Source organism: Rubritalea tangerina, from assembly GCF_042683245.1.
Taxonomy (GTDB): domain Bacteria; phylum Verrucomicrobiota; class Verrucomicrobiia; order Verrucomicrobiales; family Akkermansiaceae; genus Rubritalea; species Rubritalea tangerina.
Genome location: NZ_JBHUJB010000021.1, coordinates 132,683 through 157,333, shown reverse-complemented (window position 1 = coordinate 157,333; position 24,651 = coordinate 132,683). Strand labels below are relative to the sequence as shown.

Annotated in this window: 24 protein-coding genes; 21 read left to right on the top strand and 3 right to left on the bottom strand. The window is 48.0% G+C overall.

What is annotated here, in order from left to right; translation table 11 throughout:
- Positions 1-101: 101 nt before the first annotated feature.
- The 17 genes from ACFSW8_RS04935 to ACFSW8_RS04855 all read left to right on the top strand — a co-directional run bounded on the left by ACFSW8_RS04935 (position 102) and on the right by ACFSW8_RS04855 (position 17,409).
- On the top strand, positions 102-587 hold the full coding sequence (locus ACFSW8_RS04935; protein ID WP_377090399.1) for an Lrp/AsnC family transcriptional regulator: 486 nt from the start codon (positions 102-104) through the stop codon (positions 585-587).
- 8 nt (positions 588-595) lie between these two features.
- The gene (locus ACFSW8_RS04930) at positions 596-1,762 is read left to right on the top strand and encodes an aminotransferase class I/II-fold pyridoxal phosphate-dependent enzyme (protein WP_377090398.1); all 1,167 of its coding nucleotides are present in this window, start codon (positions 596-598) and stop codon (positions 1,760-1,762) included.
- An 8-nt stretch (positions 1,763-1,770) separates the two neighbouring features.
- On the top strand, positions 1,771-2,538 hold the full coding sequence (locus tag ACFSW8_RS04925) for a CAAX prenyl protease-related protein (protein ID WP_377177590.1): 768 nt from the start codon (positions 1,771-1,773) through the stop codon (positions 2,536-2,538).
- A 35-nt stretch (positions 2,539-2,573) separates the two neighbouring features.
- Complete coding sequence (gene nadE / locus ACFSW8_RS04920) at positions 2,574-4,214, top strand: NAD(+) synthase (protein ID WP_377090395.1); 1,641 nt, start codon at positions 2,574-2,576, stop codon at positions 4,212-4,214.
- Positions 4,215-4,246: 32 nt separating this feature from the next.
- Positions 4,247-5,926, top strand: a complete 1,680-nt coding sequence (locus ACFSW8_RS04915) for a right-handed parallel beta-helix repeat-containing protein (RefSeq protein WP_377090394.1) — start codon at positions 4,247-4,249, stop codon at positions 5,924-5,926.
- Between the two features lie 47 nt (positions 5,927-5,973).
- Complete coding sequence (locus ACFSW8_RS04910) at positions 5,974-7,968, top strand: ATP-dependent helicase (RefSeq protein WP_377090393.1); 1,995 nt, start codon at positions 5,974-5,976, stop codon at positions 7,966-7,968.
- 104 nt (positions 7,969-8,072) lie between these two features.
- Positions 8,073-9,077, top strand: coding sequence for a glutaminase A (glsA, locus tag ACFSW8_RS04905; RefSeq protein WP_377090392.1), 1,005 nt, complete (start codon positions 8,073-8,075; stop codon positions 9,075-9,077).
- A 22-nt stretch (positions 9,078-9,099) separates the two neighbouring features.
- The gene (locus ACFSW8_RS04900) at positions 9,100-10,587 is read left to right on the top strand and encodes a DcaP family trimeric outer membrane transporter (protein ID WP_377090391.1); all 1,488 of its coding nucleotides are present in this window, start codon (positions 9,100-9,102) and stop codon (positions 10,585-10,587) included.
- Positions 10,588-10,708: 121 nt separating this feature from the next.
- Positions 10,709-11,527: an LpxI family protein gene (locus tag ACFSW8_RS04895; protein WP_377090390.1), complete on the top strand. Its 819-nt coding sequence runs from the start codon at positions 10,709-10,711 to the stop codon at positions 11,525-11,527.
- Between the two features lie 93 nt (positions 11,528-11,620).
- Positions 11,621-12,538 (top strand): Gfo/Idh/MocA family oxidoreductase, encoded by a 918-nt coding sequence (locus ACFSW8_RS04890; protein ID WP_377177588.1) that lies wholly within the window; start codon positions 11,621-11,623, stop codon positions 12,536-12,538.
- 49 nt (positions 12,539-12,587) lie between these two features.
- Positions 12,588-13,211 (top strand): redox-sensing transcriptional repressor Rex, encoded by a 624-nt coding sequence (locus ACFSW8_RS04885; RefSeq protein WP_377090388.1) that lies wholly within the window; start codon positions 12,588-12,590, stop codon positions 13,209-13,211.
- A gap of 42 nt (positions 13,212-13,253) precedes the next feature.
- Entirely contained in the window at positions 13,254-13,658 is a 405-nt protein-coding gene (locus ACFSW8_RS04880) for a hypothetical protein (protein WP_377090387.1), read from the top strand.
- A gap of 64 nt (positions 13,659-13,722) precedes the next feature.
- Positions 13,723-14,043, top strand: coding sequence for a bactofilin family protein (locus ACFSW8_RS04875; RefSeq protein ID WP_377090386.1), 321 nt, complete (start codon positions 13,723-13,725; stop codon positions 14,041-14,043).
- 67 nt (positions 14,044-14,110) lie between these two features.
- Positions 14,111-14,629 (top strand): GtrA family protein, encoded by a 519-nt coding sequence (locus ACFSW8_RS04870; RefSeq protein ID WP_377090385.1) that lies wholly within the window; start codon positions 14,111-14,113, stop codon positions 14,627-14,629.
- Between the two features lie 53 nt (positions 14,630-14,682).
- Complete coding sequence (locus ACFSW8_RS04865) at positions 14,683-15,423, top strand: glycosyltransferase family 2 protein (RefSeq protein WP_377091568.1); 741 nt, start codon at positions 14,683-14,685, stop codon at positions 15,421-15,423.
- Between the two features lie 12 nt (positions 15,424-15,435).
- Entirely contained in the window at positions 15,436-17,025 is a 1,590-nt protein-coding gene (locus ACFSW8_RS04860) for a hypothetical protein (protein ID WP_377090384.1), read from the top strand.
- Between the two features lie 60 nt (positions 17,026-17,085).
- Entirely contained in the window at positions 17,086-17,409 is a 324-nt protein-coding gene (locus ACFSW8_RS04855; protein ID WP_377090383.1) for a hypothetical protein, read from the top strand.
- Here ACFSW8_RS04855 and dnaB read toward each other — a convergent pair.
- The gene (gene dnaB, locus ACFSW8_RS04850) at positions 17,406-18,845 is read right to left on the bottom strand and encodes a replicative DNA helicase (protein ID WP_377090381.1); all 1,440 of its coding nucleotides are present in this window, start codon (positions 18,843-18,845) and stop codon (positions 17,406-17,408) included. The two genes, ACFSW8_RS04855 and dnaB, sit on opposite strands and share 4 nt — an antisense overlap.
- A gap of 161 nt (positions 18,846-19,006) precedes the next feature.
- Here dnaB and ACFSW8_RS04845 point away from each other — a divergent pair, with 161 nt between their 5' ends.
- Together ACFSW8_RS04845 and ACFSW8_RS04840 are read left to right on the top strand one after the other, a co-directional pair.
- Positions 19,007-20,065, top strand: a complete 1,059-nt coding sequence (locus tag ACFSW8_RS04845; protein WP_377090379.1) for a permease — start codon at positions 19,007-19,009, stop codon at positions 20,063-20,065.
- Positions 20,062-20,859 (top strand): TIGR03943 family putative permease subunit, encoded by a 798-nt coding sequence (locus tag ACFSW8_RS04840; RefSeq protein ID WP_377177586.1) that lies wholly within the window; start codon positions 20,062-20,064, stop codon positions 20,857-20,859. Before ACFSW8_RS04845 ends, ACFSW8_RS04840 begins: the two co-directional genes overlap by 4 nt.
- A 54-nt stretch (positions 20,860-20,913) precedes the next feature.
- On the opposite strand, the gene ACFSW8_RS04835 is transcribed toward ACFSW8_RS04840, so the two are convergent.
- Both ACFSW8_RS04835 and ACFSW8_RS04830 read right to left on the bottom strand, forming a co-directional pair.
- Entirely contained in the window at positions 20,914-21,246 is a 333-nt protein-coding gene (locus ACFSW8_RS04835) for a hypothetical protein (protein WP_377177584.1), read from the bottom strand.
- 51 nt (positions 21,247-21,297) lie between these two features.
- Positions 21,298-21,657 carry a HesB/IscA family protein gene (locus tag ACFSW8_RS04830; RefSeq protein WP_377091567.1) on the bottom strand — a complete coding sequence of 120 codons (360 nt, stop codon included), beginning with the start codon at positions 21,655-21,657 and terminating at the stop codon, positions 21,298-21,300.
- Between the two features lie 373 nt (positions 21,658-22,030).
- Between ACFSW8_RS04830 and lpxD the strand changes: the two genes are divergently transcribed.
- Positions 22,031-23,074, top strand: coding sequence for a UDP-3-O-(3-hydroxymyristoyl)glucosamine N-acyltransferase (gene lpxD / locus ACFSW8_RS04825; RefSeq protein ID WP_377090376.1), 1,044 nt, complete (start codon positions 22,031-22,033; stop codon positions 23,072-23,074).
- A gap of 54 nt (positions 23,075-23,128) precedes the next feature.
- The gene (locus tag ACFSW8_RS04820; RefSeq protein ID WP_377090375.1) at positions 23,129-24,646 is read left to right on the top strand and encodes a phytoene desaturase family protein; all 1,518 of its coding nucleotides are present in this window, start codon (positions 23,129-23,131) and stop codon (positions 24,644-24,646) included.
- The last annotated feature ends 5 nt before the right edge of the window (positions 24,647-24,651 follow it).

Below are 24,651 nucleotides of genomic sequence, written 5' to 3'. Positions count from 1 at the left end.
TAATCACATATGCCAAATCGCAATGATACCTTACACTGGTGGTGTAATTTTTTCGATCAATTGTTGGCAAAGTCTGTCTGATTCGCTAATTCGGTCTCACCATGTCAGTAGATCCATTACTTCAATTGCTGAGCCAAAAGGCGCGGTACTCGCACAAAGAGATAGCAGAACTCCTCAAGCTTGATGAACAGGAAGTAGCAGCGCGTGTGGCAGCATGGGAAGATGATGGTACTATTTTAGGTTATCACGCCGTGATCAACCGTGAACAAGCTGGCGATAGCAACGTGGCTGCATTTATCGAAGTAAAGCTAACTCCAGAGCGTGGAGGTGGATTTGATAGGCTCGCTATGCGTATTGCACGCTTCGACCAAGTTGAGGCATGTTACCTCGCTAGTGGTGGCTACGACTTAATGGTAATTGTCGAAGGGCCAAGCTTAAGAGAAGTGGCTCGTTTCGTAAGTGAAAAGTTAAGCACTATCGACGGGGTGCTCTCCACAGCAACCCACTTCCGACTCAAAGCCTACAAAGAACATGGCTTTATTTTTGAACAAGAGGAGCCAGAGGGTAGGCTTGTCGTTTCCCCATAAGCAGCACCATGGATTACACCAGTAAAATAGCCAAGCAGGTCGCTGCAGTACCTCGCTCAGGAATTCGAGATTTCTTCGAGCTTGTACAGGGGCGAGATGATGTCATTTCGCTCGGAGTGGGGGAGCCGGATTTCCGAACACCATGGAACATCCGTGAAGCTGCCATTTATTCCCTAGAAAAAGGGCATACCAGCTACACTTCTAACTTAGGGCTTCTTCAACTAAGAAAGCTCATTTCTGAGTATGTGAGCGACTTTTTCTCAGTACATTATAAAGCTGAGTCTGAAGTTCTGGTGACAGTGGGCGTGAGTGAAGCTATCGATCTAGCATTGCGTGCATTGTTAAACCCCGGCGACGAGGTGATCTATCACGAGCCTTGTTATGTATCATATAGTCCAAGTATTGCTATGGCGTACGGCAAAGCTGTACCCGTTGCGACATTTAAAGATGACGGATTTTCGCTCAAAGCAGACAAGCTTCGTGATGCGATCAATGAGCGCAGTCGCGTTCTGATGCTTAACTTCCCGACCAACCCGACAGGTGCAACTATAGAGCGCGAAGACTTAGAGGAGATCGCGCAACTTTGTATCGATCACGACTTCATTGTCATCAGCGATGAGATATACAGCGAACTTCGTTACGACGACCCAAACCACGTTTCGATAGCGAGTCTTCCTGGGATGAAAGAGCGCACCATCTTGCTGCATGGATTTTCCAAGGCTTTCGCGATGACTGGTTTCCGACTTGGGTATGCTTGCGCGCCACAGCCGATCATCGAGGCAATGATGAAGATTCACCAGTACTCGATGTTGTGTGCTCCCATTACAAGTCAATCAGCTGCAATTGAAGCGCTTCAGAATGGAACCGAAGCTGTTGAGAAAATGAAAGCGAGCTATCACCAACGTAGGGATTACATGGTCAAGCGACTCAATGAAATGGGATTACCTTGTCATACGCCAGGGGGGGCATTCTACGTCTTCCCTGAAGTCGGACACCTTGGCTTATCAAGTAAGGAATTTGCCATGCAATTACTGGATGCTACTAATGTAGCTGCTGTACCAGGTGATGCATTTGGTGGATGCGGTGAGGGATTCCTGCGTTGTTGTTATGCCACTTCAATGGAGGAAATAGTTATTGCCATGGACCGGATGGAAGGATTTGTTAGGAGCCTCTAGCAACCTGTATGAATCTCAAAGAAATCCGAGAAAACAAAAGCTACGCCCATGTTGTCCCTTTAGCGGCCTTCATGGTGCTGAGTTTTTTGATGCAGATTGCCGGCGAGGCCGGGCTGGCTTGGGATCATCCGGATGCACCTTGGTGGCGTGAATGGCCTGAGCAATGGATGTATCCGATCCAGACTCTGATCATAGCCGTTGTCCTCGCCTTCTTTTGGAAACATTACACATTTAGACCTTGGAAGGGGAGCGGGCTTGCCGTCCTTTTTGGTGTGGCTGGCATTGGCTTTTGGATTCTCCCTTCATGGCTTTACGATCACTACCAATTTACCGAAGAGACAGTCGGTATATGGAGTAAGTTTGGTTTAGCTCCGCGCGATGATGGCTTTGACCCCAGTGTGCTCAATGAGGAATTTGGTCTATCGGGTTATTGGCTGTCTACTCTCTTTCGCTTCCTACGGGCGGTCGTCATTGTCTCATTGGTCGAAGAAATTTTTTGGCGTGGTTTCCTTATGCGCTTTTTGTTGGATCGTGACGGCGACTATTGGAAGATCCCTTTCGGTAAGCCTAGCTGGCTCACCTATGCGGTAACCACTGGGGCCTTCATGTTAATCCATGCGCCCGTCGACTATCTGGGTGCCTTCATTTTTGGATCCATGATGTACTATCTAGCCATTAAGACCAAGAGCTTGGGCGCTTGTGTGATTATGCACGGTGTCGCCAACCTCCTTATGGGCATCTACGCTCTGCAGTTCGAAAAATTCGGACTTTGGTAATCAGACTAATAAGATTACGCTAAAAACCTCTCCACATGAAAATCGGTATAGCACAGATAAATTCTAACGTCGGCGATTTCCCCCGAAACGCGAAGCGTATCATGCAGGCCTATCGTGCCTGCATCGATGCAGGGGCTGAAATTGTAGTGACACCAGAATTGTCTCTGGTTGGCTACCCACCACGGGACCTCGTGACCAAAGATCGCTTTGTTGAGAAGTGCCTTCAAGCACTCGATTACATCGCTGATGAAACTGGGGATGTTCCATTGATTGTCGGATATATTGACTACCACGATTTCATTCACCCTGGAAAGCCGTGGAGAAATGCTGCAGCTTTTCTACACAAGGGCCGTATTAAAAAGAAAATCTGGAAGACCTTGTTGCCATCGTACGACATGTTCGATGAACACAAGTATTTTGAGCCATCCGCCAAATGCAGCACCTTTTCGTATAATGGTAAAAAGATAGGTATTACCATTGGGGAGGACATCTGGCTTGAAGACTACATTCGCCGCCCCATCTACCAGCGTGATCCTATCGCGGAGCTTAAAGAGGATGGTGTGGAGCTCATTCTTAATATCAGTGCTTCTCCATTCCACAAGGGAATGCCTAAACATCGCGCTAGCCTCCTTGAGGTGGTTGCTTGTGGCGCCAATGCACCTTTGGTATGTTGCAATGCTGTTGGAATGAATGAACAGCTCGTTTTTGATGGGAATTCTTTAGCCCTAGATAGTGACGGAAATGAAATTTCTAACCTGCCGGGCTTCAAGTCCTGTTTCAAGGTTGTCGACGTCGCCAAACGAGGATCAGACGCTCCCAAAATTCGCAGCATCGACGTTGAGGATGTGCACAACGCGCTTGTTCTCGGCATCCAGGACTACACTCGTAAGGCGGGATTCGCTACGGTTACTCTGATATTGAATGGTAATATTGAGTCTTCACTTGTCGCTGCACTAGCCGTTAGAGCACTCGGAGCAAACCAAGTCAAAGCCTTAATTATGCCAGATGAGGAACAATCTTCTGAGTCTATTTGTAGAGCTATTGAGGTTGCTGAGAAGCTTGGGATTGAGCACAAAAATGTCTCCGTCGATGTGGTGAAGCAGTCTGCTGATCTTGTGATGGGGGAAATTATTCCAAACTTGGACCATCCACTCGTCAACCAAGGTATCACGTCAAGAATTCGCGCCATGCTACTCATGGCGTACGCTCGCAACAACAACTACCTCATCCTCTCTTCAGCCAACAAGTCTGACCTAGCGATTGGTCACCAACTTCTTGGCGGTGATAGTTCCCATGGGCTCGCTGTACTAAGCGATGTCCCTAAGATTATCGTCCACAAGTTGGCAAATTACGTAAATGTCCGACATGAAGTCATTCAGAGGTCGATTGTTGAGAGGGAGGAAGAACTTTCTAAGAAACCGCATAAATACGGCAAGGAAACAGCACCACCATATGTTCTACTGGATCTCATCCTAGAGCTCTATGTTGACTATCAACTCTCGTGTAATGACATCATCAATGGGCATGGTTACGATGAAAATACTGTGCGCTGGGTGCAGCGAAAAGTGGATCTCAACGAATGGAAGCGACAACAGGCAGCTCCTGGAATCAGGGTCACATCTAAGGCTTTTGGGATGTGCAGACGCATGCCTACAGTACAAAGCTTTATAGACTAACTTCACAATATCTGTTAGTCCTTTGTGCTGACATGACAACACCTGTCATATGCCACCACATTCGACGTGGCTTCGGAGTGCTCAAGCTGATCTTATTTTTATTGGTCGGCTTACTCATTGTCGGCGGAATTCTACTGAAGTTACGTCAGGATTCGCTCATAGAGATAAAGCAAGTCCAGAAGGATCGCATGGCGGAGGTTGAGCGCGCTCATAGGCTTAAGATTCAGGAGGAAATTGAACTAGGCCGCAGCACCATTGAGGCTCGAGAATTTGAAGCAGCTAGAAAGCATATCAAAACTGCCAGCATTCTTGATTCACAGGCAGAGTTTAGTGCTGAAATTCAAGCGCTCAAATTCATTTGTGACAGAGCGCAGCTCATCCACCAACGCGAGCAGGAGTTGGTGGCTCTCAAACGAAAGCTAGATGACTACTTATCAAAGCAAGATACACGGCAGGCGAGAGCTGCATTGGCACAGATGGGCGAGTGGTTTCACTCAGAACATCCTATGCGCGTGACATTCGAGCAACGCATTGTCACCATTGAAAATCGCCTCAAAGAGAAACAACAAATCATAGAAGCTTTCGAGGGTGAGCTTGCACAATGGCACTTGGCTAAAGCCAAGCAATCTCTCGCAAAGCTTAAGGAGCTTACTGATCCAAGTTCTTACGAAACTTTTCACGCGAAACTTCAACAAAAGTGGGCAGATGACACCCTTGCGAGACAAGATGTGAGAAAGTTTAAGGCGATGGACTCCGGCATCTATTCAAAGGCATTATTTGATGCCATCCAAGTCAGCTTAACAAAATTCCCAAAACACCCGGATCTCATTGCCCAGCGAGAGCTTGTTGCATCCAGACCTCAGATATTGCGCGTTCCGGCTGATTTTCCTTCCCTCGATGAGGCGATCCTTCAGGCCAAAGCGGGTGCCATTATCGAACTTGGCATCGGCAGGCATTACGTTGAAATCCAATTAAATAAGCCCATCACTGTCCGCGGAAAGGGGAGGTTGGAGTCAATAATTGAATCACGTTGTTCTGGTGGCTCAGCGATAACAATCTCACACCCGAATGGTGAAACAACGATTGAAAATCTGGCAATTCAAGGGTTTCAGGGCGATGGTGGGCAGCACGGTCTCGTCACACTCTTAGACGGAAAGCTTCACATCAAAAACTGCACTATCAGCAGAGGTGGTGGGCATGGGATCGCCGTAGTCAAAGGTAGTCTTAAACTCGAAAATTCGCTTTCACAATACCACCTATGGGATGGAGTCGCAGTGGCTGGCGAACAAGCACATGCCGAAATCACAAGCTCCGAATTTCGTGAGAATGGTGGCCATGGTGTGTCACTCTGGAATCATGCTCATTTAGTAGGCAAGAATATCACTAGCCAGCTCAACGGGCAATCCGGTGCTGCCATTACTGCGAGCGCAACCCTGACAGCAAAGGGAGTGATTAGCAAAAAGAACAGGGAGGGTGGCATCTACGTAGCGGACCACGCAAAGGTCTTATTGGCCCATTCTCAAGCTGTAGACAACGGTTTATCTGGACTTATCCTTCAAAAGAATGCTCAAGCGCAACTCGATCATGTCATCCTCCAAAGAAATGGCGAGTATGGCTACATCAATGACCGCAGTAGCAAGATTTCAGGGCTGAAGCAAATTGACACCAAAGGCAACAAGTCGGGGCACTTTCTACAAAAGCGACTCGATTGATATTCCATATTTGACAGAGAGACGCTCGAGAGTTTCCATCTCGGCACATGTCCACCGGGTTCTCATTTTCCAGCCTCAACGATGCGCAACGCGACGCCGTCAACTCACTTGACGGCCCAGTACTTATCCTTGCGGGGGCAGGAACGGGGAAAACACGTACGGTTACCTGTCGGATTGCCCACATGCTGCAAAAGGGGATCCAGCCAGAGAATATCTTAGCGGTTACTTTCACGAATAAGTCAGCAGTCGAGATGCAAGAACGCGTGTGTGGGATGGTCTCAAAAACTGCTGGGGAGGCAATGACTGTGTGTACTTTCCACTCACTCTGTGTACGCATCTTGAGAGAGGGTATCGAGAAGCTAGGCTATAAGAAAAATTTCACCATCTACTCTGGCCAAGATCAGGTGGGGATGATCAAGCAATTGATTGTTCGTAAAGGTGGCAAAGATCTCAATCTTGAAGCCAATCAGGTGATTAGCCTGATTTCGAATAATAAAAATGCCGGTATCCCAGCGGAGGATCAGGCTGATGATTTGATTGCTGAGATCGCGAAAGCATACAACAATGAGCTGCGTGCTCAGAATGCGGTCGATTTTGATGACCTTCTCTTGCTGGCTGAGAAGTTGTTGCGCGAACACGCGGACGTGCGTGAAGCTATTCGCAAGAAGTACACCTATGTTACGGTAGATGAATTCCAAGACACCAACGGACTGCAGATGCAACTACTCCAGCAGCTCGTGGGCCCACCCTACAACGTGTGTGTTGTGGGTGATGATGACCAGAGCATCTATGGCTGGCGTGGAGCAGATGTGACAAACATCCTCCAGTTTGAACGCTTTTTCCCAGACCCTAAAATCATCTTGCTAGAGGTGAATTACCGTAGTTCCGCAGCGGTGCTAAATACCGCCAACTCCCTGATTAAACATAACTACGGCAGACGCGAAAAGGAGCTTAAACCCTTCAAAGATGGAGGTAAGCCCCTACGTCTCATCACCATGCCAGGTGACGAGGAGGAAGCCGAATTTATCGCTGAGGAAATGCACGAGCGCAATGCGACTGAGAAAGTTCCCTGGGAAGACTTTGCCATCCTTTTTCGTACCAATGGCCAAAGTCGCAATCTAGAGGCAGCAATGCGCAACTTAAAAATCCCCTACAGAATGGTTGGAGCACAAAGCTTTTTCGACCGCAAAGAAGTAAGGGACTGTATTGCGTACCTACAGGTTCTCAATAGTCCTATCTCTGATGTTCCATTACTGCGTATCCTCAATGCGCCGCCGCGAGGGATCGGTCAAGGGTCTGCTTTGTTGATTACGGAGGCAAGTAGGGAGAGAGAATGCAGCATCTGGGAAGCTATGGGTGTGGAGGATGTGCTTAACCAACTCAGTACAAAAGTGCGCAATAGCGTGAACAGCTTTGTGGAGCTCATCCTCAAATATCATGAGCGCTTCAGCGCGGGTGAAGAATGCATGGGAAGCTTATTCAGAGAGTTTATTGAAGAGGTTGGCTACGAAGAGTGGATGAAACGAGGGTGTAAAACCGACGCTGAAAAACAACAACGAGCCGAAGGTATTCATGATCTCCAGTCGGATCTTGCCCACGCATCCACCAAAAAACGCACGCTCCAGAAGTTTCTCGACCAGATGGCCCTCCAATCTGACAAAGACGATGACATCGAAAAACAAAAAGGCGTTTGCATGATTACGCTCCATGCGTCTAAGGGTCTGGAATTCCCCATCGTATACCTTGTCGGCTTGGAGAATGGAATTCTCCCACATAAGCGAAGCCTCGAAGAGGGGACTACTGATGAGGAAAGGCGCTTGCTCTACGTCGGCATCACGCGTGCGCAAGATGAGTTCACCATGTCTTACTGTGCCTGGCGCACGAAATACGGTGATAGAACAAGCTGCGAACCAAGCCAGTTCCTTAAAGAAATGTCGTTCGCTGATATCATCGAAGAAGATTACGATGACATTATGGGGGCCGAAGCCTCAGAAGAAGAGACAGAATCCTTCTTCGATGGGCTCAAAAGCTTGCTTGAGTAGATTTCTATCAGAAAGTTCTCGCCAAGAGAATTGCTATCAGTAATGTGTTAGATGCTTAGCTGAGTTAATTATACTCAGTTATGTATAAACCCACACTGATAGGTATGAAATTACACTCCCTTACAGCACAATGTTGTGCAGCACTAGCTGCTTCGGCGGTTGCTCTAGCAGCTCCTAGCAAAGACCAACTTCAAAAAGTAGCAGAACAAGCCCATGCTAAGTTCAAAGACGACAAAAGCGGTAAGAATGCTGACTACATTCCTGCCCTTGCAAAAGTCCCAAGCGAGCTCTTCGGCATTGTGATTATCACCAAAGATGGAGACGTGATTAAGGTGGGGGATGTCGACACACCTTTCTCGATCCAATCGTGCTCTAAGGTTTTCACCATGTGTTTAGTGATGCAGGAATCAGGTGATAAAATTGTCTATGACAAAGTCAATGTCGAGCCTACCGGAGAGGCATTCAACTCGATCACAGCCATCGAGGAAGGAGACGGTAGAGCTGACAATCCATTTGTGAACGCCGGAGCGATAGCTACCGTTAGCTTGATTAAAGCAAAGTCACCTGAAGAGCGTTGGGACAAAATCCACAAAACTTATGAGAAATTCGCTGGCAGCAAGCTCATTGTGATGCCGGATATTTTCAAGTCTGAAGCTGACACTAACTTCCGAAACCGGGGGATTGCTCATGTATTATTTAATTCAGGGAACCTTTTCTGTGACCCGCTAGAGGCCACCGAGGTGTACACCAAGCAATGTTCGGTGGGAGTTACGGCTGAGCAACTAGCAGTCATGGGATCCACACTGGCAAATGGCGGAGTCAATCCAATCACTAAGGAAAAATGCATCGATAAAAAATATGTCCCCAAAGTCCTAGCGACTATGACCATGAATGGGTTCTACGATGGCTCTGGTCAGTGGGCTTGGAATGCTGGTCTACCCGCCAAGACGGGAGTAGGTGGAGGCATCGTCGCAGTCGTTCCAGGAGAACTAACCATTGTTGGTTTTGCTCCTCCGCTCGACACCTACGGCAACAGCGTGCGTGCTCAGAAGGCAATAGAGTTCATCGCAAGCGAGTTAGATCTCAATATTTTCGGTTCTACCAAATAAACACACAGCCACTGAAACTACTATGAGAATACATCCCCACCAAATACGCTCAGGCGCGCTCCCGCTCCTTCTCTGCGCAGCTTTTCTGCCGACTAGCATCCAAGCTGATGATTCTGCCGAGATTGCTGAGCTACGTAAGTCAGCGCTCGAGATGCAAAGGATGATGGATAGAATGCAGGCGCGCATTGATGAACTGGAGAAGAAGCAAGCCAGTCAGGCCCAAGCGCTATCCCAAGCTCAGAACAGCAGAAAGCCTCAACCGATACAACCTGTCGAAAAAGCGGCAAGAAACAACACTGCTGAACCAACTAATCTCGTCGAGGCTATGGTGCCGGAGCGAATTGGCAAACGCAGTCCTGTGACCTACAGGCAAACGCTTAATGATAGACAAATCCCAGCATCGAGACCACTCGACTATACCGTAGATCCCGAATACAGAGGCTTCTTTGCAATTCCTAACACACCTGCAATCATCAAGCTCAATGCTAAGGCACGTGTTGATATGACTTATGATAACCGCAATGCAGGTTCAAAGGCTCGCTTTGTTCCCGCAAAATTCCCGCTCAAAGGGAGTCCTGAGTTCGGAGGCGGTGGTCAATTTAACATGAATGCCAATGGCACCCAACTCAGCGCTGACGTGCGTGCACCAGACCAACCTGGAGACTTCCGCTTTTACTACCAAAATGACTTCTTTGGAGATGATAGCGCGGATATGAAATACAGGCTCCAGCACATTTATGGTCAATACTTTGGGCTCAAAGTAGGCTATTCCCAATCGGTATGGGAAAATCCGGATGTTTGGCCTGATACAGTCGACTATGAAGGCCCCAACTCAGTGATTTTTGCTCGTCGCCCAGTCGTGCAGTACACGCACGCGATGAATGATTGCTGGAATGCCTCTTTTGGCATTGAGAAGCCGGACTTTTTTGTGGATGCGCCGCAAAAGCAGACACGTATACCCGATTTTGCCCTCAACACGCGCTGGGAAAACGCGAAGTGGGGTCACGTACAGTTAAGTACGATTTTGCGTGATATCGGTGCGCGTGATAGCTTTGGCCAAGACCACCACGATTTTGGATGGGGGGTGAACCTAGGATTCAACCTCAATGCTACTGAAAAAGACTCCTTCCAGTTCCTTGGGGTCGTTGGTGAAGGTATTGGCGGTATGGGGAATGACACCAGCTTCTTAAATAGTGATGGCGGCTTCAACTCCGATGGCAGCTTTAAAGCATTGCCATACTGGAGCCTTATGGGCGCTTGGACACATCATTGGTCTGATAGATACCGCTCTAACCTTGTGTTTGGACATGCCGATCTCGACCCAGCATCTGGAATGGACCCTGAATTTTACGATTTCAGTAACTATGCAGCAGCCAACATGATATGGCAAATCCGCGAGAGATGGTCACTAGGTGTCGAATGCCTCTATGGTTTTAAACAGGCTCAGAATGGCAATGATAGTGATGACGTATTCCGATTCCAGATGGGAATGGTCTATTCGCTCTTCTAGTCAACACCTCATTCATTTGTTATTCATACTCAATGCGGTTGCTAGTCTATCTGGCCACCGCATCTTCTTTTCTATCATGTAGGGTTGAAACTCAGCCCCAACTTGATTCAATACCTCTCACATGAGCGTACCAACTATAGGCATCATTGCAGGAAATGGCATATACCCTGAAACATTTATTGCGGCTGCACGCAAGAAAGTCCCTGGTGTCAAACTGGTAGTTGCTGGCTTCCATGGCGAAACTACACCAGAATTGGAAGAACTTGTTGAGGCAATGGAATGGTTCCGCGTCGGACAGCTCGGAGCTGTAATAAAATTCTTCAAAAAACAAGGGGCAAGCCAAGCTATCATGGTAGGCCAGATCGCTCCACGTAATCTCTTTGATCTACGTCCAGACATGCGCACCCTCATGATGCTCGCAAAAGTTAAAGAGCGAAATGCAGAGACTCTTTTTGGAGCTGTTGCCAATGAGTTACAGAAAGATGGGATTGAGCTCATGAACGCAACCACCCACCTCGAAGACCTTCTCCCAGAACCCGGTCACGTCTGCGGGCCTAAGCTCAAGAAGCGCGCCATCGAAGATGCTGAGTTTGGGTTCCGCACCGCAAAAGAAACAAGCCGCATGGATATCGGCCAGAGCGTCGTCGTCCGTCACGGCACAGTTCTTGCCGTCGAAGCATTCGAGGGCACCAATGCCTGCATTAAGCGGGGAGGGGAGCTAGGGCGCGGTAAGAGCTGCACGCTCGCCAAAGTTTCAAAACCCAAACAAGATTTCCGTTTTGATGTACCTTGCCTTGGCGCTCTCACCATCCAAGCCTGCTATGACGCCGGCGTCCAAGTCATTGCATGCGAGGCGCACAAAACACTCATCCTCGGACGAGATGAGGTCGAAAAGCTTTGTGATGAGCGCGGAATTACCATCATTGCTCTCGAGGATTAGCAACTCACTTTCCTCATAATTGTTAGGTGTGCAAGTTAGGCACACCTTGCTAACTGCTTGCAACTGGGGACATCATCCACTATGAGTCCCCACATGAAAATTAAGGCAGGTGTAGCAGGTACGGGTTCAATGGGGAGAAATCACGCGCGCGTGTATTCACTGCTAGAGAACGTAGAGCTTACAGCCATATACGACCAAGATATTGAGAGAGCGAAGCAAGTAGCTGACGAATTTGGTGGAGTAGCAGTCTCATCCTTAGAAGAGTTAGCTCAGCACGCTCAAGCTGTCAGCGTTGCTGTTCCAACAGTGGTGCACCGTGAAGTTGGATGCAAACTCATGGAGCTTGGTTGTGATGTGCTTATGGAGAAGCCGATTGCTAACAGCCTCGATGATGCTCGTGCACTCATTGAGACCTCGCACAATAAGGATCGCATTCTTCAAGTGGGGCACATTGAACGTTTCAACCCTGTCATGCGTTCACTAGAAGCGAAGCTCACTGAGCCGAAATTTATCGAAGCCCACAGATTGTCTCCATTTCCGAACCGCAGCATGGATATCGGTGTCGTTCTCGACGTTATGATCCATGATCTTGAGATCATTTTACATCTTGTGAAGTCGCCTGTGGTGAATATTGATGCTGTGGGTGTCAACGTCCTCACTCACCGTGAAGATATTGCTAACGCGCGCCTTCGTTTCGAAAATGGCTGCGTAGCGAATGTGACTGCAAGCCGCATTTCACCTGAAAAAATGCGTAAACTACGCGTTTTCCAAGGTGATTGCTACCTATCACTCGATTACCAAGAGCAAAGCGGTGAAATGTACTGGAAAGAGGGAATGCAAATCATGAAAAGCGACGTTGAAATTGAGAAGGACGAGCCACTGAAGCTCGAACTTGCATCTTTCATTGATTGTGTCGCGAAGGGGGAAACTCCTGCCGTCACCGGCCATCATGGCGCGGCCGCTCTGGATGTGGCGCTTGAGATTACTAACAAAATTGCTGATTCACTCTAACGCAGAGCAATATTGCCTCAATTCCCCATTTACTATACAGTGAATATCCGTGGACAAAGTTGAAATACCCAGAAAAGCAATCTACCGCATCTCAATCTACAGTCGCTGTTTACGCAGGTTGAGCGAGAAGGGTATTGAGACGGTTAGTTCATCCGCATTAGCTTCAGCAGCAGGAGTGAAGCCTGCACAGCTGCGCAAGGATCTTGGGTATTTTGGTCAATTTGGCACCCGAGGGCTCGGGTATCCTGTCGAGGTGCTTCTCACAACTTTTAGGGAGGTTCTTGGCAGAGCCACTCTCCAACCCGTTATTTTGGTTGGAGCGGGGAACCTAGGCCGAGCCCTCCTGCGTTATGAAGGTTTCATGAAAGAGGGTTTTGAGATGCTTGCAGCCTTCGATAAAAACGCCAAAAACATCGACACGAGTAGGGTGCCAGTTCCTGTATACCCAGATAAGGAAATGGTGCCCTTCATCCAGAAAAACAATGTGCGCATGGCTGTTTTATGTGTGCCAGCTGAATACGGCCAGCAAGTCGCAAACACACTTGTTGAAGCAGGAGTCCAAGGGATTCTCAACTTCTCACCCACCATTCTTCAGACTCCCGACAATGTTGTCGTGACGCGAGTCGACCTCGCCATGGAATTGGAAAACCTCTCATTCTTCATCGATCAATAAATTTGCACTTGTTGGGATGGCGATCACTGTCATCTTCACGCAATGACCATCATTGAGAAAGGCACAGAGGCATTTTCAGTTATCGAGGAACTCCTCGGTGAATACCCAGACAGCACTGAGTATGAAGGTGTGACGGGAATTGACTGCGATGAAGATGATCTAGAAGCGCAGCGCCAAGATGGAGATGACGATCCAATGGCCATCATCGAAGTCATCGCGCATTGGAACCCCAATACTAAAGAGGGGATACTCGATTGGTACTTTGCTCGTGAGTCGACAGTAAACGATGCTGAACCCAACATAGAACACGGCGGCCCATTGCTTGCCTTCCGTTACGACTCAGATGAGCCTGATCTCGACAATTTGCTCGAAGCAGCAGTGCCTGCACTCAATGATTCTGTCGAATGGGCTGAGTTCCAGCTCAATGACGATGAAGATGAGGTTTAATTCGCATTATTTCACGAATATTAAATTGCTCTGAAGCGCAATATGTGCTGATCTCATCGCAGTTATGGCCAATGCAACAAACGTACTCGCTAGCGGAATCGAAATCACAGGTTCGATCAAGTTCTCCAATGACATGATCATCGATGGCAAGATCGATGGTGAAATCACTTCCGACAAAGGTAAGGTGACGATTGGTGAGAACGCTAAAATCAAAGGCGACATCAAAGCTGGCGAGGTTAAGCTCTACGGAAAAGTCGAGGGCACTATTAATTCTGAGCGTTGCGAGCTCAAGAGCAACTCAAAGCTCGAAGGCGATATCAAAACTAAAATGCTCAGCATGGAAGAGGGCGCATCACTCTCAGGACGCACTGAGATTGGCGGCTAACTCCATTACTTGAACAATTTCCCCAGAGACGTAGCTGAAAACCAACAGCTACGTCTTTTTTCATTCTATGACTCGCGCTCGTAAATACCCGCTGTCATTGTCAGTGCCCATCTTCGGTGAGATTCCGCTCCACCCAAAGATTATCTTCGATGAGCTAAAGCTGAAAGAGGGGCCACTCTGGGCGCAATTTTTTAAATACGGCATCTGCGGTGTGCTTTCCACCGTTATCCTCGCACTCGTCGTCAGCATGTTTCACTGGTACGCACCAGAGTTCATGTCTAACGATCTGCCTGTTGAGACGAAAAAGGTCAATCTGCGCATCGCTCTCTTTACCGCATTTGTCCCCGCCAATTTATTCGCCTATTTCACAAACCGTTGGCTCGTTTTCACCCCCGGCAAACTAAGCTTCTGGAATGAAATAGGCGTATTCACATTCATTTCCGCTGTTAGCTTTATCGGCGGGGAAATTGGTAAGAATGTGATGTTAGATCTAGGCTTTGCCAACTGGCTTGCCACGGGTGCCTTTGCGGTCAGTTCTGCACTAGTGAACTTTATTGCCAGAAAATTCTTGGTCTTTTCTAGATAATATTGTGAATGGGGGCGCCCCGATTCAGAGATTCAACCAATTTACCCATCATCATGAGCTCTACCACCATCGAGAAGCCACTAAGTGTCGTCATCCCAGCCTATAATGAGGAGAAAACCGTGGCTCAAGTCATTGACTCAGTCCTCTCGGTCCCCCTCGTAGGGGAGGTCATCGTGGTCGATGATTGTTCACGTGACCGCACCTCCAATATCGTCCAAGCCATTGCTGATAGCAACGACTCAGTGAAGCTGCTAAGACATGAAGTCAACCAAGGTAAAGGTGCAGCTCTAAGAACTGGCTTCCAAGGTGCCACATTACCCTTCGTAATCGTTCAAGATGCGGATCTTGAATATGACCCCAATGAATTCCCATTGGTTGTACAGCCGCTCATCAATGGTGACTGCGATGTATGCTACGGATCACGCTATCTACGTGACAATCCACGCCGAGTTCTCAGGTTCTGGCACACTATGGGAAATAGATTCCTAACAACACTCTCCAACATGGTGACAGACTTATATGTCACTGACATGGAGACGTGCTACAAAGCATTTCGCAGAGAGGTTATCCAGAATATTGAAATCGAAGAGAACCGCTTCGGATTTGAACCTGAAATTACAGCCAAAATTGCTCGCCGCCGTCTACGCGTCATGGAGGTGGCAGTTTCTTACTATCCGCGCTCTTTCGATGAAGGGAAGCACATAGGCTGGAAAGATGGCGTACGGGCGATCTACTGCATCTTCAAGTATGGTCTTTGGCGACGCAATGCCAACGTCATGGTAATTGACCAATAGAAGCCATCCACTATGACGCGCGTCGAAAAGTACGTGATGTGGTTCAGCATCCTTTTGGGGGTGACTTGGATCACCTATAGGTTGCTCTCTAACTCTGGATGGATTCTAGATGACGAAGTTAGCCACTATCTTTTTTCAAAGAGCGTCTGGGAGAACCCGGACCAACTCTTCAATCACTGGACACGTCCGGGACGCAATTTCATCCACCTATTCATCGCGCCACTTGGATTTACTGAGACACGCATATTCACCTTCATTCTGGCGCTTTTCGCCACTTCGATCACGTACAAAGTCGGCAAGCTTCTTGAGATTCGGGCGCTTTGGTCGGTTCCCATGCTGCTGCTTTTCCAGTCTTGGTTCCCTGAGTTGAGCTACCCGATTCTCACTCAAACACCATTCATGCTTTTCTGGATCTTGGGAGTCTGGCTGGGGATGACGAAGCGTTGGCATCTTGCTGGATTCTGTTTTGGCTACCTTTCACTCATCCGCCACGAAGGCATTCTCATTACTGGAATTTGGGGCTTATGGGTTACCTTCAGTGAAGGGGGCTTTGGCCGCCACTGCCTCCAAAGACTTAAAGGTGAGATAAGCGCAGCAAACATCTTACCTGCATTAGGTCGAGATGCACTCTACGGTGTGAGCACTGTATCCGCCATCTTTGCATATAATCTTGCAGCGTTCATAATCCAACGAAGCATTCCATTCATGGTCTACTTTGAGTCGAAGCCCACGACCATGTATGGAAGCGGCACGATTTATCATTATGTCCCACTTTATATAGGTGGGGTTGGCCTCACGGTATTTATCTTAAGTCTTGTTGGGAGTTTCCGTATCCGCAAGCGACTATCACAGTGGAGCCTTCTGCTAGCTACGTTTCCAGTCTACTTCATTCTCCACTCACTTATATACTGGAAAGGAGCATTCGCTTCGGGAGGTTACTACCATTTTTTAATGCCGATGGCTCCATTCGTGGCTTTGCTCGCCGCTGAGGGTGTCAGCCAAATCCAAGAAAATGTGAGAGATGCATGGCGCGTCCCAGTACTTGCCACCATTTCTATCTTCATCGTATTTCAAGGGCTCAACATGGCGCATCACCAAGTGGTCTACCAAGATTGGGAAGCCATCATGAAAGGGGAGGCTGAGCCTGAATACCAACTCATCGCTAAACCACTCGAGCAAGGGACTTACCCCAAAATTATTACTGAAGCATCCCGCTGGGCCAGTGACCAATACCCCGATCGCATCATCTTAGCTAAACACATCGCCCACAATTTCCACCAGCGCACCACAATGACAAAAGAGAGGGAGCGCAATGAAAACTTACCACTCTATCAAATGGAGCTTGGGACTATCTACATCTGGGATGGCAAATACTGTGAGCACGAAAATCGCATCAAGCACGCATCCTTCCATGAAAGCCAAGACTGGAAACGCGTCAAAGCCTGGCCAAAGCGATTTCCCGGAAATAGCACTGCAGTTACCGACCAGTTTGATGTGATTATTTTTGAGAAGGTCAGTAAACTAGACACCCAAGATAAGGTGTATGCCGAGTTAGGGGAAGCTGATAAATACGATCAAGCCTACGGAGCCGCGAAGCAATAAGTGTCGATTCATGTTAATCACTGTGATACAATGGTTAATAATTAATAAAAATCGACAATTATGAACACGCATCGCGAAATAATGGAAGCGTGGTCGCACGCGGACCGTAATATGATTGCTGGATTTCTCAGCGTAATCCCAGGACTTGGCCACCTCTACAAACATCACTATGTCGCAGGCTTAGGTATTCTTGTGGGAGGTAACCTCTTCGTTACCTTCATTACCGCATGGCTCTCGCTCGCCACCTTCGGCTTTGCACTCATTATTGTGCCGCTAATGTATATCTGCGCGGTAGCTGCTAGTGCCTACTACGCCGAAGACTTCCACGGAAAACATCATTCTTTGCACCCTTGGCGCAAAGAGGATGGCAATCAGCCACACTAGCCAGGCTCAACCTCTTTAGCACTATTCTCAAAGCGCATAAGCTCTTTGATGAAGGTGAGGGGGATAGAGCCGGTGGGCCCGTTACGATTTTTAGCAAGGTTAAGTTCAGCGATGCCGTCCTGCTCATCGCGTTCCTCTTGGTTTTCAGCGTAGTATGCAGTACGGAAAAGCAGACCGATCATATCAGCATCCTGTTCGATAGAGCCAGATTCACGCAAATCTGACATCCTGGGAGAGCCGCCACGGTTTTCAGGACCACGGTTCAACTGCGCCAAAACAATCACAGGTATCGCCAACTCCTTGGCAAGCGCCTTCAAACCAGCTGAGATTTCCGCAATTTCACGTTCGCGAGACCCTTGCGCTTGCTTTGAGGTCGACTTCATCAACTGCAAGTAATCGATCGCGATAACTTGAATATCCTCTTCCTTTTTCTTACGGCGTGCCTTCGCTCGCAACTCGGAAATAGAAATACCTGCCGTGTCATCAATGAAAAGTTTCGATTCGGCAATCTCCTGAGCAGCATTCTTAATTCTAACGAGCTCAGATTTTGTTGGCGCCATACCATTACGTAGATTGGTAATCTTGTACCTCGCACGCGCGAAAAGGAGACGTTGGACAATCTGCTGGGAGGTCATCTCACACGAGAAAAACATGGAGGGAAGTTTGGCGTCGAGGCAGATGTGCTCGACGATATTCATCACGAATGAAGTCTTACCCATCGACGGACGAGCTGCGATAACGAACATTTCACCAGGCTTTAAGCCGTTACACATGGTGTCGAGCTGGGTGTATCCAGACTTAATCCCCATAGGGGCACCGCCGCCAGCGAGGAATTTTTCAAAGTCCTCAATCACCTTGCGCACATCCTCCTTCACTGTTGGGGCTTGCTCGATGTCCGCCCCCTCACGGATAGCGAATATCTTCTGCTCAACCTCATCCAACAAGGCGGCAACCTCTTCTTGATCCTCGAATGAGCGGCTTATGGCATCAGTACATGATGAAATAATGTTACGTAGGATGAATTTATCCTTAACGATTGCCAGGTGATGGTCGAAATGCGCCGCAGTTGGCGCGTAGGTGTAAATCTCAGTGAGCGCGGAAGGGCCTCCGATATTATCCAATACACCCTTATCCATCAGGATTTGCGTCAAAGACACCAACTCGATCTCAGTGCCAGCATCAGAAAGCTCCTTGACCACTCGGTGCAATGTTTGATGAGAAGGGTGGTAGAAATGCTCGGACGTGAGGCCCATTTCCTCAGAGCGCATGACGTACTCAGAGGGGTCCTGCAGCATGGATGAAAGCAAGGACTTCTCTGGACCCAATGCGTTGGGTAAAGAACGTTGTGCAAACTTCTCTTCCTCGTTCTGAGGTGGACCATTCTGCAATTCCGGACCATTCTTTGGAGTGAACTTATTGGGTGCTTCAGTCGCCATGTGAATTCGAATCTGACGCGATATTTTCTATCATGCAACCCAGTAATCCTATCAACTCAGAATTCCCAACACCTCAACCCCATACCCTCATAGAAATAAAGAAACTGAGACGCTGAGTTGACGAAGCTGCGCTGAGACAGTAGTTCTAAATCGGCCAATCTATGGACTCCATCTCTCACAGCACCTTTGCCTACTTTTTTCTATCCCTTTTGCTAGAAGGTGCACCCTTCATTCTTCTGGGAACCATGGTGAGCGGCTTCATCGATGTCTATATGCCTTCAGGCGTTCTAGAAAGAGTACTCCCAAAAAGAAAACTTCCAGCCATTCTGCTTTGTGGCTTTTTAGGCATCATTCTTCCAGTTTGCGAATGCGCGGTCGTACCAGTGATCCGAAGACTCGTAGCGAAAGGTCTGCCAGTTTCATGTGCTTTCACCTACATGCTTGCTGCTCCCATCGTAAACCCAGTAACAATTCTCAGCACCTGGAGCGCCTTCAATGAACAGCAAGCCCTCTATGTTACTCTATCAAGGGTAGGCATCGGCTACCTCATAGCTGTCATTGTTGGCCTTATTCTCATGTGGGTGCCGATCGAAAAAGTCATTCGCGCCTCACTGCTTAAAACAATCAAAAACAAAGAAGGGGAGCAGGATCACTGCCAGGCTGCACACACTTGCTGCAGCCACGATCACTCACACGATCACTCACACGATCACTCACACTGCGACCATCGTCATGAGCATGAGCACGCACCGCAGAATCGTTTAGTAGCTGCTATGCGCTCGGGGATGAAAGACTTTGTGGATGTAGCTGTGTATTTCACTATAGGTGTGTGCCTCACAGCCATGTTCAACATCATTCAGGTTGACTATTACGAGACTATCAATGGATATGCGGGGGATCCACTCAAAGGAACCATCCTGCTGATGACCTTGGCATTTGTGTTAAGCGTCTGCAGCACCTCTGACGCTTTCCTTGCCGCCTCTCTAGGCACCTTCAGCTACGCATCAAAAATGGCTTTTATGGTGTTCGGCCCCATGCTGGATGTGAAGCTACTCTTCCTATACCAAACAGTAATGCGAAAGCGCTTCTTGTTCATCTTCTCCATACTGCTTTTCCTTGGCACATTAGGTATTTGCCTTGCATGGAGTGAGTGGGATGGCCTTTTCAGGTGGAGTCAAAATATTGAATCACAATGGAGCTCAGAAGGGAGGGGCTTATGATTCGCATTCAACGCATCGCATTCTCACTCAGCATGCTCATTTGGGGCGGGGTCATGTTGTACTTCTATCAAGGTCCGCACATCGATGCTTACCTCTCTCCCAAGTTTCAAACTCCACTCTTGATTGGAGGAGCTGCTACTGTCGTTGTTGGCCTTTTCAACCTCTTCACCTTCAAGGTAGAGAGCTCCTGCCACCACGGCGGCGACTGTAGTCATGATCACGAAGGTTCTGATCTCAACCCCTTCATGGCACTCTTGATCATCCTCTTGCCATTACTTGTCGCCCTGAATTGGACCGAGCACAAAGTCGCAGACGAACACATTGCTAAGCAATCGGCGCAAGACCTCGACCCAGCTTCTATGCGCTTCTTGGCCGACCTGCCACCATTCACTAAAGAAACACTCGACGAAACCCGTCAAAAATCTGCCGACGGTTTCTACCAGATGAATCTATTAGAGCTTTTCTATTCAGCAGGAGACTCTGAGTTAGAACGGGTCTTTACTGGCTTAAATTTCGAGACCACTGGGATGATTCGCACTGAGCCAAATCGCAACCCTGACGGCAAGCGTATGCGTCTCTACCGCCTCTTCATGACCTGCTGTGCTGCCGACATGAAGACAATCCCACTCTCTATTGAGTTTGATGGTGAATTACCCCAATTCGATGACAACACATGGGTGCTCGTGGGTGGCGAAATGTATTACGAGACAATCGAGGGGGTGACATATCCAGTAATGAAAATCAAACGTATCGAGAAAACGGAATCACCTGAAAGTGAGCTCGACTACAAATAAAATGAGGCTACCTGGAATCAGGCAGCCCCATCAAAGAAATCATTCAGAACTATTCTAGTTCTTGGCAGCTGTAGAGTTAGTAAACTCTGGAACTCGGAAAATCTTAGCCGTTGAAAGGTCGGGTTTGCCAGTCGACTTATCAACCTTCGCTGTTGAGACATCTCTAGCCAGGTGGCCTGACTTTAACCCTTTAACATTAATCACATTATAGGGTTTGTAGGGGCTGATGACTTGAGTTTTGCTATCCTTATAGGGGAATGCAGCTGGGAACTTTTTGTCAGCCACTACTGGATTGGTCTGATCAGAAACCGTCGTGCTATTGGAGCAGGATACCAATAGGGCAGCAGCCAAACTACTCAATGTGATAGCAATTTTATTCGTGGGCATACATGGCCTATAGCGATACCCAGCCACTTGTGCGAGCAAATTTCTTTAAAATTAGGCAGCAAAGCTCTCCCCGCACGAGCAAGTGACCTGTGCATTCGGGTTGGTAACTTTGAAGCCGCCTTGCTGAAGGTCGTCAGAATAATCGAGCTCACTTCCCGCTACAAATAGAGCACTTTTGGGGTCAATCACTACATTCACTCCATTACTTGGAATAAGAATATCGCGATCTCTGGGGCCATCTACTAAATCCATTTTGTACTGTAAGCCCGAACAACCGCCCCCGACAACCGCAATGCGTAACGCTCCATCGGCACGCCCTTGCTTCTCAAGTAAACCACATAGGTGCTCAGATGCACCATCGAGCACCTTGATGAGCTTTTCATTCCCCAATTTGTAATTCACGGCTGACATGTGCGCACTATGCAAAGGATCCCCTATATTAGAAGGGGAATTCTGTAAAAAACTCAAAAAAAGCTGGGGACCTACCCAAATTGAGTAGGCCCCCAGCCGGATCGGTAGTAGGTGTGCTTGTTATGAAGCGTGAATATATTGTCACCTATCAGATTCTACGCCAAGGATGAAATTTAAAAAAATGAACATTCAAAGCATCATCTGCTGTTTTTATACAAATATGCATTCCATTAAGCACGAGCGACAATAGAAATAAATACTGCATACTCTATTAGTTAGAAAGTGTCGAAAGCCCTCAAAGACATCGATAGAAGAAATGCACAATTATAGACCTAGTCGTTAAACAAATACTGACAATACCAACAGATGATGCTTGTCTAATTACGTGGAACTAACAATTGAAACTATCACGAAGCTGACTGGCGGCAAAATGCTTCAAACAGGCAGCAGCACAACTTTCCAAGGGGTTGCCTCACTTGACGAAGCTCAAAAAACTGACATCTCATTTCTCGGTAACGAAAAGTACTATAATGATTATCTCGCCACCGAAGCTGGAATCGTTCTAGTTCCACCCATTGTTGACACCTACCCTGAGGGGGTTGGAATCGTTGAGGTAGAAAACCCCTCACTCGCTTTTGGCGAAGTGATGAAGAAGCTAGCTGCAGATTCGCGCCCCTTCACCGCAGGAATCCACCCGTCAGCAATTATCGCAGAGGACGTCACACTTGACCCTAGCAAAGTCTCCATCAAAGCAGGAGTGATTATAGAGTCTGGTGCCTTTATTGGTGATCACACTGAGATCGGCCCCGGCGCCGTCATTGGCGAAAATGTTAAAATAGGCGATGCATGCCTCATTTATGCCAACGTCACCATCCGTGAAAACTGCCAGCTTGGTAACAGAGTCATCCTGCAGCCTGGTTGCGTCATAGGAGCCGATGGCTACGGCTACGAATTCGTCGATGGCAAGCACCTCAAAATCGATCAAGTCGGGATTGTCACCATTGCTGATGACGTCGAGATCGGAGCAAACTCAACTATCGATCGAGCGAGATTTGGTAAAACCTCAATAGGTGAGGGCACCAAGATCGATAACTTAGTTCAAATCGCTCACAACGTTAAGATTGGGAAGCATTGCCTCGTTGTAGCACAGACTGGCATCGCTGGAAGTGCGGAATTTGGAGATTATGTCACATGTGCCGCACAATCTGGCATCGCTGGACACCTCAAGGTGGGTGATAAAGCCACACTCATGGGCCGCACTGGCGTCATGAAGAGTCTCGATGGCGACCAAGTCTACTGGGGGCTCCCAGCTAGACCAGCAAAAGAGGAACAGAAAAAACAAGCAGCACTCAGCCGGCTACCATCACTCATAAAAGAAGTGAAGTCGATTAGACAAAAATTAGACAAAATTGATTAAGTGATTTGACAGTATTGAATCCCTCTCTTTTGTGAAGAATACTTAAGGATAAGCATGCACTCTAAAAAGAAAGTACTCGTTATCGGAGCAGGTCCTGGCGGCCTAACATCAGCAATGTTATTAAGTCACCGTGGTTTCGATGTGACTATCGTGGAAAAGGCCGACAGAGTAGGGGGGCGCAATGCTGAACTTAAAGTTGGTCCGTATTCTTTTGATACTGGCCCAACCTTCCTCCACCAGAAGTTCACCCTTGATGAAATGTTTGCTGAGGTGGGTAGAAAGACCGAGGATTACCTCGACATTGTCCAGCTCGACCCAATGACCAAGCTCACATGGTCAGACACATCTCTAGAAACAAGTTCTGATCTAGAGACAATGTGTCAGAATATTGAGGCTTCATTTCGTGGGCAATCAGACGGATTTAGGCGCTTCATGGATGACCATGGGAAAAAGATGAATGCTGTCTTCCCATGCCTGCAAAAGCCATATCACAAGCTGAAAGCATACTTCACCCCCGAGATGGCGAGAGTCCTAAAGTATGTTGCCACCACAAAAAACGTAGTAGACGTACTCAAGGAATACTTTGATGACGAGAGACTCATGCTCGCCTTCACATTTCAGGCGAAATACCTAGGTATGAGCCCGTGGCACTGCCCCGGCTTATTCAGCATCTTGTCCTACCTTGAATACAAGTATGGGATCTTCCACGTCCAGGGTGGCTTATGTAAAATCTCAGACGCAATGGCCAAGGTTGTGGAAGAAGAGGGTGGTAAAATACTCTTAAATACCGCTGTCAAAGAAGTGCTCTTTGAAGACTCTCAAGCAAAAGGTGTGCTACTTGAGAATGGAGAAACCATGATGGCTGATGACGTCATAGTGAATGCCGACTATGCTCAATCAATGGTTAAGATCATGAATGGCCATGGAGCCTCAGAAGCAGACATGCGGAAGAAAAAGTTCTCCTGTTCCACCTTCATGCTCTACTTAGGTTTGGACACCATTTACAAAGAAGAACCGCACCACCACATTCTCTTCGCCGACAGCTATCGTAATAACGTAGAGGACATCACTGGCGAAAAGACCGTCTCCGAAGATATGTCTGTCTACGTGCGCAACTCCAGCGTCGTCGACCCCCATGTTGCACCTGAAGGACACTCACAACTCTACATCCTCGTGCCAACCATCAATACGCGACACGGCTTCGACTGGTCTAAGCATGGTGAAGAATATCGCAACAAAGTGCTCGATAAGATTGAACGTCAAACTGGGATGAAGGATCTGCGCCAACACATTGTCGCTGAGCGATGGATCACACCAGACGACTGGGCCAGTCAAGACATCTTCCTGGGAGCCACTTTCAATCTCGCGCACACCATGGACCAAATGCTCTACTTCAGACCACCCAACAAGCTTCGTGAGTTTGATAATGTCTACCTCGTTGGCGGAGGCACACACCCCGGTAGCGGTCTCCCAACCATCTACGAAAGCGGACGCATGTCTTGCAATCTCCTCTGCGACTCAAGAGGGGTGGACTACGACATGGTCCAGTTTACGCCTGATTTTACCGTATAAGGCAC

Bases quoted from the DNA above. Each gene is read 5' to 3' on its own strand.
- ACFSW8_RS04820 (WP_377090375.1), top strand. From the start codon at position 23,129: ATGCACTCTAAAAAGAAAGTACTCGTTATCGGAGCAGGTCCTGGCGGC.
- ACFSW8_RS04845 (WP_377090379.1), top strand. From the start codon at position 19,007: ATGGACTCCATCTCTCACAGCACCTTTGCCTACTTTTTTCTATCCCTT.
- ACFSW8_RS04870 (WP_377090385.1), top strand. From the start codon at position 14,111: ATGACTCGCGCTCGTAAATACCCGCTGTCATTGTCAGTGCCCATCTTC.
- nadE (WP_377090395.1), top strand. From the start codon at position 2,574: ATGAAAATCGGTATAGCACAGATAAATTCTAACGTCGGCGATTTCCCC.
- ACFSW8_RS04890 (WP_377177588.1), top strand. From the start codon at position 11,621: ATGAAAATTAAGGCAGGTGTAGCAGGTACGGGTTCAATGGGGAGAAAT.
- ACFSW8_RS04855 (WP_377090383.1), top strand. From the start codon at position 17,086: ATGAACACGCATCGCGAAATAATGGAAGCGTGGTCGCACGCGGACCGT.
- ACFSW8_RS04915 (WP_377090394.1), top strand. From the start codon at position 4,247: ATGACAACACCTGTCATATGCCACCACATTCGACGTGGCTTCGGAGTG.
- dnaB (WP_377090381.1), bottom strand. From the start codon at position 18,845: ATGGCGACTGAAGCACCCAATAAGTTCACTCCAAAGAATGGTCCGGAA.
- ACFSW8_RS04835 (WP_377177584.1), bottom strand. From the start codon at position 21,246: ATGCCCACGAATAAAATTGCTATCACATTGAGTAGTTTGGCTGCTGCC.
- ACFSW8_RS04840 (WP_377177586.1), top strand. From the start codon at position 20,062: ATGATTCGCATTCAACGCATCGCATTCTCACTCAGCATGCTCATTTGG.
- glsA (WP_377090392.1), top strand. From the start codon at position 8,073: ATGAAATTACACTCCCTTACAGCACAATGTTGTGCAGCACTAGCTGCT.
- ACFSW8_RS04880 (WP_377090387.1), top strand. From the start codon at position 13,254: ATGACCATCATTGAGAAAGGCACAGAGGCATTTTCAGTTATCGAGGAA.
- ACFSW8_RS04900 (WP_377090391.1), top strand. From the start codon at position 9,100: ATGAGAATACATCCCCACCAAATACGCTCAGGCGCGCTCCCGCTCCTT.
- ACFSW8_RS04875 (WP_377090386.1), top strand. From the start codon at position 13,723: ATGGCCAATGCAACAAACGTACTCGCTAGCGGAATCGAAATCACAGGT.
- ACFSW8_RS04910 (WP_377090393.1), top strand. From the start codon at position 5,974: ATGTCCACCGGGTTCTCATTTTCCAGCCTCAACGATGCGCAACGCGAC.
- ACFSW8_RS04865 (WP_377091568.1), top strand. From the start codon at position 14,683: ATGAGCTCTACCACCATCGAGAAGCCACTAAGTGTCGTCATCCCAGCC.
- ACFSW8_RS04935 (WP_377090399.1), top strand. From the start codon at position 102: ATGTCAGTAGATCCATTACTTCAATTGCTGAGCCAAAAGGCGCGGTAC.
- ACFSW8_RS04925 (WP_377177590.1), top strand. From the start codon at position 1,771: ATGAATCTCAAAGAAATCCGAGAAAACAAAAGCTACGCCCATGTTGTC.
- ACFSW8_RS04830 (WP_377091567.1), bottom strand. From the start codon at position 21,657: ATGTCAGCCGTGAATTACAAATTGGGGAATGAAAAGCTCATCAAGGTG.
- ACFSW8_RS04895 (WP_377090390.1), top strand. From the start codon at position 10,709: ATGAGCGTACCAACTATAGGCATCATTGCAGGAAATGGCATATACCCT.
- ACFSW8_RS04860 (WP_377090384.1), top strand. From the start codon at position 15,436: ATGACGCGCGTCGAAAAGTACGTGATGTGGTTCAGCATCCTTTTGGGG.
- ACFSW8_RS04930 (WP_377090398.1), top strand. From the start codon at position 596: ATGGATTACACCAGTAAAATAGCCAAGCAGGTCGCTGCAGTACCTCGC.